We start from the raw sequence: 13,370 nt of genomic DNA, 5'->3' as shown, positions 1-13,370 counted from the left end.
TTAGAAACTTAATTAAATTCCACTGGCAACTAACTCCTAAAAACGTAACACAAATACTTATTTAAGTATTTGAGCTGCATGCGCCTTCGTTTTTACATCAGAAATCACCTCTTCGATGATTCCTTTTTCATCAATTACAAAAGTGGTTCTGTGAATTCCATCATATTCTTTACCCATGAATTTTTTTGGTCCCCAAACTCCAAAAGCCTGAATTACAGATTTATCTTCATCAGCAAGTAATGGAAAAGGAAATTCATACTTGTCTTTGAATTTCGCTTGAGCTTTCGCTGAATCAGCACTTACACCTAACAACGCGTAATTATTAGCCTGAAATCGCTCAAAATTGTCTCTTAAATCACAAGCTTCAGCAGTACATCCCGGCGTATTTGCTTTTGGATAAAAGAAAACGACTAATTTTTTTCCTGAATAATCCGCTAATTGATGTGATTTCCCGTCTTGATCTACGCCTGAAAAATTAGGTGCTTTATCTCCTTTTTTTAATGTTGTCATTATTTGTATTTTTTACTTATTTGAATTGAATTTGAATATTGCTATTGCAGTTGAAATTGTTTTTCTTTACAATCAAATTTAATGAATAATGAATAAACAAGAACGTGTATCTTTTGTTATAAATACGTTAAAAGAATTATACCCTACGATTCCAATTCCGCTAGATCATAAAGATCCATATACATTATTAATAGCTGTTCTGTTATCAGCACAATGTACAGATGTGCGAGTAAATCAGATTACGCCTTTACTTTTTGCAAAAGCAGATAATCCATATGATATGATAAAAATGTCTGTGGAGGAAATAAAGGAAATTATTCGTCCGTGTGGCTTATCGCCAATGAAATCAAAAGGAATTCATGGATTATCACATATTTTAATTGACAAACATGGAGGAAAAGTACCCCAAAGTTTTGAATTTCTAGAAGAATTACCTGCAGTAGGACATAAAACGGCCAGTGTCGTGATGTCGCAAGCGTTTGGAGTCCCTGCATTTCCTGTGGATACACACATCCATCGCTTGATGTACCGCTGGAATTTAACCAATGGTAAAAACGTAGTCCAAACGGAGAAAGATGCCAAACGGATTTTTCCTGAGGAAATTTGGAATGACCTGCATCTTCAAATTATTTGGTACGGAAGAGAATATTCTCCGGCTCGTGGGTGGGATTTAGAAAAAGATATTATTACCAAAACGATTGGCCGAAAAACGGTACTCGATGCATATTATAAAAAATAAGTTATCTAAACACAAAAAACCGCTGATTCACATTAAGAATCAGCGGTTTTTTTTATGTTTGTTATTACCCTTTAGAAAAGTAAAAACTGACTTTTTATCAATCAATCAATACAATTCTAATTCGAAATAATTTCGAAACTCTTATTATCTACTTTTATTATGGTTAACGCTTTGGAATAGCCTAATAAAAAAGAAATTGTTTCTTTACTTGGTTTCATCGTTTGATAAACTAATGATTTTTTTGAGTAAGTTTTTGCCATAAAGTAATACATATTTGTTTTCTATTACAACGCAGCAAATTTCAAGATATTGTTAATTGGTTAAAACAATTTGGTGTTTATCAATTACTTTTCTCAAATTCATCAAAGCATAACGCATTCTTCCTAAGGCGGTATTGATGCTCACTCCGGTAGATTCCGAGATTTCCTTAAAACTCATGTCTTGATACATTCGCATCACTAAAACTTCTTTTTGATCCGCTGGAAGTTCTTCAATTAATTTCTTCAAATCCATTTCTACTTGTTCCGATATAATTTTATTTTCTATCGTCAAGGAATCATCAGACATAATTGAGAAAATAGAAAATTCTTCCGTTTCTCTGAACATGGGCATTTTTTTAGTTTTTCGGTAATGATCAACAACCAGATTATGGGAAATACGCATTACCCATGGCAAGAATTTACCTTCTTCATTATAGGAGTTTGATTTCAAAGTCTTAATCACTTTGATAAAAGTATCTTGAAAAATATCGTTGGTAATATCTCTGTCGGGGATTTTAGAATAAATAAATCCATAGATTTTTGATTCATGCCTTTTTATTAGTTTAGCTAAGGCATCCTCATTACCTGCGACATATTCCTTAACTAATGACGCATCTGGGAGTTGTATATTAACCATAATAATACTTTTTAGTTTTAATTAAAATTGGAGAGTTTTCTCTAAAAAGTAGTTTTCTATTATAGGCTAAATTGGATTACGTTCGTTAAGTTTTCAAATTTAACTAAATATTATTTTAAGATGCAAGTAAAATTAATTAAAATTAACATATCATGAATAAAATTTGTTAAAATTTTTCTTCTTTTTTTCACATTTACTACACAAATAGCATGCCGTTGAATAAAAAAGAATAATTTATGTCAAGAAATTCTTAAAAATAAAAAAACTAAAATAAAGTCTGATTGTTAATCGATTAGAATCAAACCTCATTTTAGTTCCAACTATTTTACTGTTTGTGTACCATTATTGGTAGACTCTGATGTAATCAACTATGAAATCCTGCGGTAGAATATTGTCATCAACTTCTGGACCACCAAAGTTTCCTCCTATTGCCATATTAACAATAAAATAAAAAGGCTGATTATAGGGCCAAATTGCCTCTGTTTTATTTTCAGGCTGAAACGTGTACACTAAAGTATCATCCACATAAAAATCGATTTTGTCTTTCGTCCATTCCATAGCGTAAATGTGAAAACCTTCCTCAATATTATCAAATCTTGTTTTCTTGGTATTTATAGTATTTCCATGGCTGTCCTGCGTATGCAAAGAAGTAAAAACCATATTTGGCTCTTTCCCTATGTATTCTAAAATATCGATTTCACCACATTTAGGCCAGCCAACTTCATTTATATTAGAACCTAACATCCACAAAGCAGGCCACACTCCTTGACCGACCGGCAACTTCGCTCTTGCCTCAAAACGACCGTATTGAAACTCTTTTTTGCCTTTGGTAGTAATGCGTGTCGAAGTATATTTATCTCCTTCTTTTTTAGCAGTAATGACCAATTTATTTTTAGCAATTTTGTGATTCTGTTTCGTATACAATTGTCTTTCTTTGTTGCCCCAACCGCAATTAGGACAACCATCACCAAGTTCAAAATTCCAACTCTTTTCGTTTAAAATTTTACCGTTGAAATTTTCTTCCCAAACCAGTTTTCGTTTGTTCTGTTGCGCAAAAGAAAAATTAACCACAAGCAGTAATACTATTATTTTCTTCATTATGTTTTAATTAGAATATTGAAAATCTCCTTCCAACTTTGTTATTGAACTGCCTCCAATGAATACTTTAAAATCTCCAACTTCTGCTTCCCATTTTCTATTAGCCGTGAAATACTCAATTGTTTTTTCATCGATTGTAAACACCACTTTTTTGGTTTCGTTGGGTTGTAATTCTATCATTTCAAATCCTTTCAACTCTTTTACCGGACGTGTGGTACTTCCTATCAAATCTCTAATATACAATTGAACCACTTCTTTTCCGGCAACTTTCCCCGTATTTTTTAAATTTACAGAAACTTCAATTTTACCATTTTTAGAAAATTTATTGGAGGATAATTGTAAATCCGAATATTCAAATTTAGAGTAACTTAAACCGTGACCAAAAGGATACAAAGGCGTATTTTTTTCATCGATATAATGCGACCAAAACACACTTTCGGGTTCGTTCATAACTGGCCTTCCCGTATTTTTATAATTGTAATAAATAGGAATCTGACCTACATTTCTCGGGAAAGTCATTGGCAATTTTCCGCTTGGGTTGTAATCGCCATATAAAACCTGCGCAATTGCGTTTCCGCTTTGTGTTCCTAAATGCCATCCTTCGACTATTGCAGGAATATTTTCATCAGCCCAAGGAATCGCTAATGGACGACCATTATTTAAAACCAAAACAACATTAGGATTGACTTTATAAATTGCTTCTAATAATTCTTGCTGAACACCCGGTAAACCAATATCGGTTCTGCTTCTTCCCTCACCTGATTGCAAACCGTGTTCTCCCAAAACCATAATTACTACGTCAGCTTGTTTTGCAGCGGCAATAGCTTCTGCAAATCCACTCTTATCCGTCGTATTGATTTTAGTTTCCCAAATGAATTGGGTTCTTCCCTCGGTTACATCAGCGCCTTTTACATACGTGAGTTGATTTTCTGAGTACTTTTGTAATCCTTCCAGAACAGAAACTGCCGAATTATCATCAGCTGCGATTCTCCAACTTCCCAAAGGACTCGTTTTATCATTTGCCAAAGCACCAATTAATGCGATTTTTTGACCTGATTTTTTTAAAGGCAATAATTCCTTTTCATTTTTTAAAAGCACGATTGACTTTTTGGCCATATCCAAAACTCCTTCATGAAAGGCCGCTTTTCCAACGGTTGCCAGTTCTCGATTTTCATCACAATATTTGTATGGATCATCAAACAAACCCAATTCGAACTTAACTTTCAAAATTCGTCTTGCAGCATCATCAATAACGCTTTCTTTGACTTTGCCTTCTTTGACTAATGCAACCAAATGTTCCACATATGCACTGGATTCCATATCCATATCTGAACCTGCATTAATCGCTATTTCAGCCGCTTGTTTACTGTCCTTAGCAAAACCGTGCGGAATCATTTCGTTGATAGAACCCCAATCCGAAACTACGAAACCATCAAATTTCCAATCTCTTTTTAAAACTTCTCTTTGCAAATAGGCATTTCCTGTTGCGGGAATTCCATTCAATTCATTAAAAGAGTTCATAAACGTTCGCACACCTGCATCAACGGCTGCTTTAAAAGGTGGAAAAATGGTATTTTGCAACACAGTTTCGCTTATATCAACTGTATTGTAATCTCTTCCTGATTCTGCAAAAGCATATCCTGCAAAATGTTTGGCGCAAGCCAAAATAGTATTCACAGCGGCTAAATCTTCCCCTTGAAAACCTTGTACACGAGCAACGGCAATTTTACTTCCTAAAAAAGGATCCTCGCCGGCGCCTTCCATAACGCGTCCCCATCGGGCGTCTCTGGAAATATCAATCATGGGCGCAAAAGTCCAGTTCAATCCAACAGCAGCGGCTTCTTCAGCTGCAATTGCTGCCGACTTTTTCATCGCTTCTAAGTCCCAACTTGCTGCTTCAGCGAGCGGAATAGGACTGATCGTTTTATAACCGTGAATAACATCAAATCCAAAAAGCAAAGGAATTCCCAATCGGGTTTGTTCCACCGCTATTTTCTGTAATGCTTTAACATCTTTAACTCCTTTGACATTCAGCATTGAACCGACTAAACCTTTTTTCAAGTCCTCGTATTTTTTGGCCGCTTGACCTTCTTTTGGAGTTGGACCTGTAATATCCCAAAACCCGTTATACTGATTGAGTTGCCCGACTTTTTCTTCCAAAGTCATCAGTTGGAGAACTGAATCTACTTTTGTCTCTAAAACATTTTCTTTGGAATAAGAAACAGAAGATTTCAATATTTTATTACTACATCCGGCAACTAATAGAGTTGCTACAGCAAATGATGCTATCAGGAATTTATTTTTCATCTTTATCCATTTTTTTACACTTAAAAGGCCGAAATAAATTTCGACCTTTTTATTTTCATCATATCAAATTATTATAGTTTTAAACTTGTAAAAAAACACTAGTCTCAACTAAGATTATATTCTTTTTTGAAATAGCAAACGTACACTTTAACTATTTAAACAACAGTTTAATTAATAGTCACAGAAACGTTATCGATATTAGCAGTTACTTTGCACCCTGCATCACCACCACAAACTGCTTCAATTAAGAACGACAATCCTTTAGAGACATCAGCATTTGAAGGTATTGTATAAGTACCCGTAAATGTTGTCCATGATGAAGTTAAAGTTGGAGTTGGATTGAAAACATGTGTAAACGAAGCTCCAGCAGCACCTTCACCAAAAAGTAGAACATTAAATACAGCACCTGGTTGTACAATAGAACCTTTAACATCAAACTTAACTGTTATTTTGTCACCAGATTTTACTGTTCCTGCACCAACAGCTTCTTGTTTAAAGGCTGGATTACTTGGCCCATTTGTCACTAATTTACCTGACCATGTACCACCATTATTACTTGTTGTATTATCTAAAGCTGCAGTACCTCCATTTTGAAAAACAATCCATCCAGAAAGCGCCCCAGTTTCAAAATCACTATTTTGTGCTAATCCTGTAGTCGTTCCTGACCCACCAGTACCTCCTCCTGAACCTTGTAAAAATAGGGATACATTATCAATATTTACTTCTCCAATTGCTGCACCTAAATCAAACAATACACGTGCATCGCTTGCACCAAAGTTACTCGCGGTTACAGTAATTGTGTATTTCGTGCGAGTTGTAGTAATGTTTACTGTCTGAACCGTATTAGAAAAATCTCCTCCACTCAATCCTATTCCTGCTATGATAGATCTTGCTCTATCTGACCATGCATCAAAACTCAAGGTGTATGTTGCACCTTGTACTATCGCTAATTTCTGACTTACATTGACATCATAAGAATTTCCTGCAGCGGTCACGTTTACCGAATAAAAAGTATCACCGTTTACAGTTTTAACTGGAGCAGGATCAGTACCAACTCCAATAATCCAAGAGCTGCTACCGCTTTCAAAATTACCATTAGTTAATAAACCATCATCAAATGCGCCAGGAGTAACTCCACCACCAGTTCCTGCATATACTTTAAGATCATCGAAATAGTAAGTATCTTTATTATTTGCATTCAAATCAAAGAAAAGAACTATTTTATTAAACTTATTGGTTTGAGAAGCTGCAAAAGGAAACGTTAATTCTTCCCACTCACTTGTTTTTGTTGTAGGTACTTCTAATTCTGTGTTATTATTTGGATTACCAATTTCTTCTAATTTAATTCTAACTTTAAAACCAGGTTTTGCCGAATAAACTTTCATTTTCAATCCTCCGTTGGTATTGAAATCTAATTTGGCATTTAAATTAATTTGTGTGTTATCCCAAGGATTGTTTCCTAATTTTGTGATTTTACCCACTTTACATGAACTATTTAATGCATTATCGAAACTAGGGTTTGACACCCATGCAAAATCAGCTCCATCATTTATAATAGTTCCTGCTGCAGGTTCTGTTTTAAATGTCATATTTAAAGTTGCGGCATTTATTGATTCTAATGCTTCAGTAGTACAAGGAGTGGTAGGAATTGTTATGGTAATTTCGTCCTCAAACGTATCCGAACCACCTGCTACATTATTTGCTATTAAAACAATTGTATATGTACCGGCAGCATACGACTTTATCGGATTTATTTCAGTAGAAGTCTCATCATCTCCAAAATCCCATTCGTAGTTTTTAGAATTCTCTGAGATATTTATAAATGTAACTGTTCCTGTTGCTGGATTTACTGTGTAAGTGAATCCGGCAACTACTTTAGGATATTTGGAGTCATCATTTGTACATCCAAATAAACATATCGTTAAGATCAAAATTGCAATTTGCTTAGCGCTATTGATTAAGTATTTCATAATTATTATATTTTGGGTTAATTGGTGTTATTTTTTGTAAACTCTTACGTAATCTATTAACATAGTTTGTGGAAAGACCGTTTCGCTATTTGGAGAACCAACAAAAGAGCCTCCTACAGCCAAATTAATGATGATGTAAAAAGGTTTGTCAAACACCCATTCGCCTGTCACATCACTAGGTGTAATTTGATTATATAACACATCATCTACATAGAAGTTAATATATTCAGGTCCCCACTCTATGCCATAGACATGAAAACCAGTATCAAAACGATCATTTAAAAGATTATAACTTTTTGATATTGAATTTCCTCCTGAATAACCTGGACCATGGACTGTTCCTAAAATTGTTGTGGGATTTTGTCCGCGATATTCCATAATGTCTATTTCGCCACATTGTGGCCAAATAACAGTATCGGAATTAGCACCTAATAACCAAAAAGCCGGCCATATCCCTTGGCCATAAGGCACTCTTATACGGGCTTCGTACCGACCGTAAGCTTGTTCAAATTTACCTTTAGTCAACAATCTTGCAGAAGTATAGGAAGAACCATTAAAAGATTCTTTTCTTGCAGTAATAAGCAGAACGCCATTTTGTACTGTTACATTCTCAGTGCGATCTGTATAGTATTGCAACTCCCCATTTCCCCAACCATTGTTTCCAGTTCCGATATCATAATTCCAAATTTCGCTGTTTGGTTTACCATTAACATCAAACTCATCAGACATTACCAAATTATTAAATGTTGCTACCGTTTGCTTCTCATCAGTTGAACAACTAGGGAACACAAAAAAGGAAAAAACTACATAAAAAGGTATTATGGATAATTGTCGTGCTCTTATTTTAAGTTGATTTATTTTATTCATCTTAAGTGTTTTTATTATTTATTAAAACCAATAAATTATTTATAGAAATATAGATTATCAAGTAAAAAATTTATATCGCCTACAAAAACAATTTGTGCTAAATTTCCCTTTTGCGAAGCAATATCACCAGTTAACGGAATGTTTATTGAAATCCATTGTCCAGGAGTTATTTGATTTGCTGGAACTGTATATGATATTTCTTTATCATCTACAGTTGGTCCTCCTGTAAAAACATTGGTATCAATTACACCATTAGCGCCTCTATCTCTTATTTTGACTATAAAAGGCGTATTTGTTGTATCTGCGGTCCAAATATCTAAATGAAGAAAACCCATTGTTGTCGCATTTATTGCAGGATTTTTAAACTCAATACCCACATAATTTAAATCCGAATAATATTTAAAATTATCAAAACCAACTTTTATATCAGACGTTTTAGTTGTTGAACCATCGTACAATCCATTGAAAAAATCAACTGGTACATTTGTATAAGCATTGCTAAACAACGATATTACATTAGCTGCTGCTTGAGTTGGCACAGGTGCAGAACCAAAACCACCAGAAGCTTCAATTGTCAAGGAACCTGTCGCTTTAACACCTGCTACAGCAGCGGTTATTTTGGCTGTACCAAATCCAACAATTGTAACGATTCCTAACTCACTAACTCTTGCAACCTCAACATTTGAGGAACTAAATTTAAAGTAAGAAGGTGCTGCCAAAACAGTTTGATTTATACCCGAAGCCAAATTATAAGTTTGAGTCAGACCATCAATTGTAACATTTGAACCAATGAAACTATTTTCCTTTTTATCAACACCATTAAAAATAGCAGGTTTTGGCTGTGCAACAGTCCCTAATTTTTCATATTTCAATTCATCAATCCAAAAAGTATATCCATTACCATTCTCAGCTCCTTCAGCATACCAAAACATCCCCTTTTCAAGCGTCAATTTAGTAGCATCAGGTATAGGAATTATAACTTTAGTCCAATTTGTAGATAAAGGAACATTAGTCATTGTGACTAAATATTTATTCGCCCCAAAATCATTCCCAAGACCCACTTCATTTAACGTTGCTGCTTGTGTGGATTTAATCCAAAAAGTCAATGCATCATAATCCGATAAATCACGTCCCGTAGCATCCGGAAAAATTGCCCCTGCAAAGGCACCATTAGGATCACCTACTGTAGGAACGTCAAATCGCATTGATGCCGTACCTTTATATTTTACCTCTTGGTCTACTGTAAATGCATTTGCTTTTGAACCACTAAAGGGGAAATAATTTAAACCTCCACTAAAACCATCGATAAAAACTTCAGCTGTTTTAGGAAACGTTGCAAACTCAACATCATCGGAAAGCTCTCTCTCACATCCAACTGTTACAATGAGTATCAATCCCAGTAGGAATATGATTTTTGAATCTCTATAGTTACTCTTTTTCATATTTTATTTTTATTATTTTCCAATATTAATATGTATGTATGTTCTAATTTCCCATTCATTTCCGTTAGGGAATCCTACTGGACTTATTATCGGTGAAGTGGCAAATTCATCAGCAACATTTGGAAGGTAGCGTGGAGAATATTGATCAAGTGTACGCCACGTTCCACGAATACCAATTTTAGTATCAGGTAATATAAACCAATTAGGCTTTCCTACTGAAGTAGATAAATCTAGCATCAACTGCAAAGGATACGTCAAGTTAAAATCTCGATGATAATCAAATGGTCCCCAATCATTAAGTTTTATAGAACTAACTAATTTCGATTTATTATAGATAACTCGTATGTCACCTCCCAGACGCTCCACTAATCTAGCATCACCACCATTTGCTTGCGCATTTCCAAAGTAAATATTACCTATTAATCCAAAATCCGGAGTTAACTTAGAAACTATACGTGTATTTGATTCCCATAAGTCATGTGCAGGAGCCGAAGTAGGAAAAGCAAACGTTTGTCGCCCATCAGCAAGAATTCCAACAGCAGCATCTTGAGTAGTTGGTAAATGACGAAATACAAATCCGGTACTTACTGCAAACTTAGCGTCCTCAGTCATGTCATTATCCCATTCATACATCCAAGTCGCAGGTGTTGGATCATAAGTCAGCAATAATTCTCCTCCCACTGTTTCTCTATTTCCTCTTACAGCAAATGGATCATCTTGAATATTTCGTAATCTTCCTGGCGCTTGCACATCATTTGGCATAGCCGCCACAATTGGTTTTTGCCACAAAAAGTTTGGAGCAATTTGGAAATTTCCAGTGGTATAAGTAAATCCGGAAAGAACATTTACTTGGTTTCCACTTCCACTGTCTTTTAATCTCCAGCCGGTAAATGTTCTGGTATAATCAGCACCACCATTAGCGACTAAGCCCATAGCTGCAGCTTGTCCGTACCAATTGAATGAACCTTTGGAATACGTTAATTTAGCTTTTCCTCCCCAATTATCAGTTGATTTAACTTCATCAGTATAAATTACATAATTTCCTGGTTGTCCTTCAGCAAATTGAAATCTTCTACCATTTAATGGTTGTCCTCCCCAAATAGCACCAAGCTCAACACCTAAATCTCCAAATTTAGTTTTTGAATAAATAGAAAGTCTTCTTGTTTTAGGTAGTGGAACCGCAATTGATGAAACAGCTTCCGGAGCATCAGCAATATCTTCATGATAAATACCCGCAAGATCAAACCTACCAAGTTTTGTAGCATATTTCAATAGAACTGCTGGATTTGCACCCCACCATAATTGTGGTCCGAAAGCAGCTTTAAAACCTTTTAATGCTCTTTTACCATCAATTTCAAAACCAGAAGTTTCTCCATTATAAATATCTAAATTTGCTCCATAATTTGCCTCAGGATACAACCCAAAAAAATCGCCTTCGTAACCCCAATGATAATGGCCTGTCCTGTAGAAACCTCTTAATTCAAAATCTTTTGCATCCCAAGTGTAACTTGCATTGTAAACTTTAACTCTATTTATATCATCTAATAAAAGGGGACCATTATCAGTTAATACAGTTCTACTACGACCACGGTTTTCATAAAAAACTTCATCAATTGGATTTTCAGCGACATTGCCAAGTATACTGAAATTGACATTAGCACGCATATTTGAAGAAGGATTACCTTCAACTCCTACAAAAAAGGATTGCATGTGGTCAAATCCAAGTTTTTTAGGATAAACAGTTGATTCAGGATCTGCAGTTTTCGGAGTTGTAATTAAACTTCCACCAGTATTAAATGTAGTAAACTCAGCTCTCATATTACTAATACGAATTTTTTCGCTACCACCACCCAACAACGCAGCTTTATCTCCACGAGCTTTTAAAACAGCATCCATTAACTCAATATTTGCAAAAGAATTTTGTATGCTCTCAAGATTTTCGCCTGAAGCGTATGGATTTACATTATGTGCTTGCTTCAATGCATAATAAGCTGCACGTGGATAAAGATCATATAAGCCACGTTCATTTGTTGGTCCTTTGGCACAAATACCAAACCACTCTTCATTCATATTATTATTAGTACCTTCTAAATCCAATGAGTATCCTCCATTCGACCAAGAGGCATTATTATCATGGATGTCTAGATTTTTAGTTTGACCATATTTCCACCAACCATCACTAAATTGAAATGTAAAACCGCCAAGTGAATTTCCCGCTTTACCAATTCCTGCTGCATTTTCATAAATTTCTTTCCAGTTCCCAACCATGTAATATGCCTGAGACTTTTGATCCTCAGTATTATTAATGGTATTAAATGCATCTGCACCAAATTCTGTAAATAAAATAGGCTTATTAATTTCATTTTTAACTTTTGCAAAAGCATCACCAAAAGAAACACCACGATACATATTAGTACCTAAAATGTCAATGTCCGGACATTCCGTTTTAATGATGTCTAAAAATAATAAGTCTCCATTACAAATCGCGATAGGATGTGAAGCATCAATTTGTTTCATTTCTAAAACAGCTTCATTGAAAAGCTTATATAATGAATGTGCTCTTACAGTAGATTTTCGATCTTCTAACGGAATATTTTCCGTTTCTGCACCATCCCAAAAAAGACCATAGTTATTTTCATTTCCTAATAAAAATAATAAAAGTCCTGGAGTATTTTTATATTCTTGAACCATCTCTTTAGTTTCTTTCAAAAGTAATTTACGAGTTCTAGAATCAGAATATTCGGTGTTAGGCACCCAATTTCCATTTAGAGTTAGTCCGTAACGTCCAAAAGAATGGTTAAGCATAGTATAAATACCATATTTTTCATAAATATATTGAATCCATTTTGGTTGGACACCCGTGTATTGACGAATTACATTAACTCCCATGTTTTTCAATAAACCCATTTCAGAGTCAAGAGCAGCTTTAATAACATCATCTGGTTGTTTCCATAGACTATAGGAAAAATTAGTCCCAATAGGATAATAATCCCAGTTCATACCGTTGATCATAAAATCTTTTCCATCAACAACTAATTTCATTCCCTTCTCGTTAGAAACGACCGAGACGTTATTAGACTGTGCAAAAACAGTTGTTGTTATTAAGAAAAATAGTAATCTTAGAATATTGATTTTCATATTTTAATAAATTTAATTTGATTCTTTCAAAAATTATTGAACGATAATTATTTTAGTGTAATGAGCAAATAAAGTATAAATCATATTTCACTTATAGTTTCTTGCTTACATTTTTATATTAATCCGAATTGCAAAAAGTCTTAACGAATTGGACTACTTTCTATTTATCAATATTGGTTTATAAAGACAATAACTTGTCTTCAATAATAAGTAAGTACTAATGTAAATTGGTTTCTTCATTTTTTGGCTTTTTATGATATTATAAAATTAATCGGAAACACTAATAATAAATCAAAAAGAACCTCAACAAAAAACATACAATGCAAAAAATTCACTATTTAATTTACAATACTTAAAAAAGCATTGAAAATTAAGAAGAAATTGTGATAACCGTTTTTTCTA

At 34.3% G+C, this 13,370-nt stretch carries 10 protein-coding genes; 1 reads left to right on the top strand and 9 read right to left on the bottom strand.

Annotated features, from left to right (window positions below; translation table 11 throughout):
* Window positions 1-57 precede the first annotated feature (57 nt).
* Entirely contained in the window at window positions 58-510 is a 453-nt protein-coding gene (gene bcp / locus DR871_RS13680) for a thioredoxin-dependent thiol peroxidase (protein ID WP_113633377.1), read from the bottom strand.
* Window positions 511-598: 88 nt separating this feature from the next.
* On the opposite strand from bcp, the gene DR871_RS13675 reads away from it, so the two are divergent.
* Window positions 599-1,249, top strand: coding sequence for an endonuclease III domain-containing protein (locus DR871_RS13675; protein ID WP_113666756.1), 651 nt, complete (start codon window positions 599-601; stop codon window positions 1,247-1,249).
* A 116-nt stretch (window positions 1,250-1,365) separates the two neighbouring features.
* On the opposite strand, the gene DR871_RS16455 is transcribed toward DR871_RS13675, so the two are convergent.
* The 8 genes from DR871_RS16455 to DR871_RS13640 all read right to left on the bottom strand — a co-directional run bounded on the left by DR871_RS16455 (window position 1,366) and on the right by DR871_RS13640 (window position 12,968).
* Window positions 1,366-1,509, bottom strand: a complete 144-nt coding sequence (locus tag DR871_RS16455; protein WP_165151563.1) for a hypothetical protein — start codon at window positions 1,507-1,509, stop codon at window positions 1,366-1,368.
* Window positions 1,510-1,561: 52 nt separating this feature from the next.
* A complete protein-coding gene (locus DR871_RS13670; RefSeq protein WP_091171946.1) occupies window positions 1,562-2,146 on the bottom strand; it encodes an RNA polymerase sigma factor in 585 nt (194 codons plus the stop codon).
* A gap of 342 nt (window positions 2,147-2,488) precedes the next feature.
* The gene (locus DR871_RS13665) at window positions 2,489-3,244 is read right to left on the bottom strand and encodes a glycoside hydrolase family 16 protein (RefSeq protein WP_113666755.1); all 756 of its coding nucleotides are present in this window, start codon (window positions 3,242-3,244) and stop codon (window positions 2,489-2,491) included.
* A gap of 6 nt (window positions 3,245-3,250) precedes the next feature.
* Complete coding sequence (gene bglX / locus DR871_RS13660; protein ID WP_113666754.1) at window positions 3,251-5,551, bottom strand: beta-glucosidase BglX; 2,301 nt, start codon at window positions 5,549-5,551, stop codon at window positions 3,251-3,253.
* 167 nt (window positions 5,552-5,718) lie between these two features.
* Entirely contained in the window at window positions 5,719-7,521 is a 1,803-nt protein-coding gene (locus tag DR871_RS16450; RefSeq protein ID WP_165355341.1) for a carbohydrate binding domain-containing protein, read from the bottom strand.
* Between the two features lie 27 nt (window positions 7,522-7,548).
* Window positions 7,549-8,250 carry a glycoside hydrolase family 16 protein gene (locus tag DR871_RS13650; RefSeq protein ID WP_317125689.1) on the bottom strand — a complete coding sequence of 234 codons (702 nt, stop codon included), beginning with the start codon at window positions 8,248-8,250 and terminating at the stop codon, window positions 7,549-7,551.
* A gap of 173 nt (window positions 8,251-8,423) precedes the next feature.
* Complete coding sequence (locus DR871_RS13645; protein ID WP_113666752.1) at window positions 8,424-9,830, bottom strand: CIA30 family protein; 1,407 nt, start codon at window positions 9,828-9,830, stop codon at window positions 8,424-8,426.
* A gap of 12 nt (window positions 9,831-9,842) precedes the next feature.
* Window positions 9,843-12,968 carry a glycoside hydrolase family 2 TIM barrel-domain containing protein gene (locus DR871_RS13640; protein WP_113666751.1) on the bottom strand — a complete coding sequence of 1,042 codons (3,126 nt, stop codon included), beginning with the start codon at window positions 12,966-12,968 and terminating at the stop codon, window positions 9,843-9,845.
* Window positions 12,969-13,370 lie beyond the last annotated feature (402 nt).

It is taken from the genome of Flavobacterium petrolei (genome assembly GCF_003314435.2).
GTDB lineage: Bacteria > Bacteroidota > Bacteroidia > Flavobacteriales > Flavobacteriaceae > Flavobacterium > Flavobacterium petrolei.
The sequence above is the reverse complement of the archived record's forward strand: the minus strand, read 5'-3'. Positions and strand labels throughout refer to the sequence as shown.

Coding starts and splice junctions, on each gene's coding strand:
- bcp (WP_113633377.1), bottom strand. CDS start 510: ATGACAACATTAAAAAAAGGAGATAAAGCACCTAATTTTTCAGGCGTA.
- DR871_RS13675 (WP_113666756.1), top strand. CDS start 599: ATGAATAAACAAGAACGTGTATCTTTTGTTATAAATACGTTAAAAGAA.
- DR871_RS16455 (WP_165151563.1), bottom strand. CDS start 1,509: ATGGCAAAAACTTACTCAAAAAAATCATTAGTTTATCAAACGATGAAA.
- DR871_RS13670 (WP_091171946.1), bottom strand. CDS start 2,146: ATGGTTAATATACAACTCCCAGATGCGTCATTAGTTAAGGAATATGTC.
- DR871_RS13665 (WP_113666755.1), bottom strand. CDS start 3,244: ATGAAGAAAATAATAGTATTACTGCTTGTGGTTAATTTTTCTTTTGCG.
- bglX (WP_113666754.1), bottom strand. CDS start 5,551: ATGAAAAATAAATTCCTGATAGCATCATTTGCTGTAGCAACTCTATTA.
- DR871_RS16450 (WP_165355341.1), bottom strand. CDS start 7,521: ATGAAATACTTAATCAATAGCGCTAAGCAAATTGCAATTTTGATCTTA.
- DR871_RS13650 (WP_317125689.1), bottom strand. CDS start 8,250: ATGTCTGATGAGTTTGATGTTAATGGTAAACCAAACAGCGAAATTTGG.
- DR871_RS13645 (WP_113666752.1), bottom strand. CDS start 9,830: ATGAAAAAGAGTAACTATAGAGATTCAAAAATCATATTCCTACTGGGA.
- DR871_RS13640 (WP_113666751.1), bottom strand. CDS start 12,968: ATGAAAATCAATATTCTAAGATTACTATTTTTCTTAATAACAACAACT.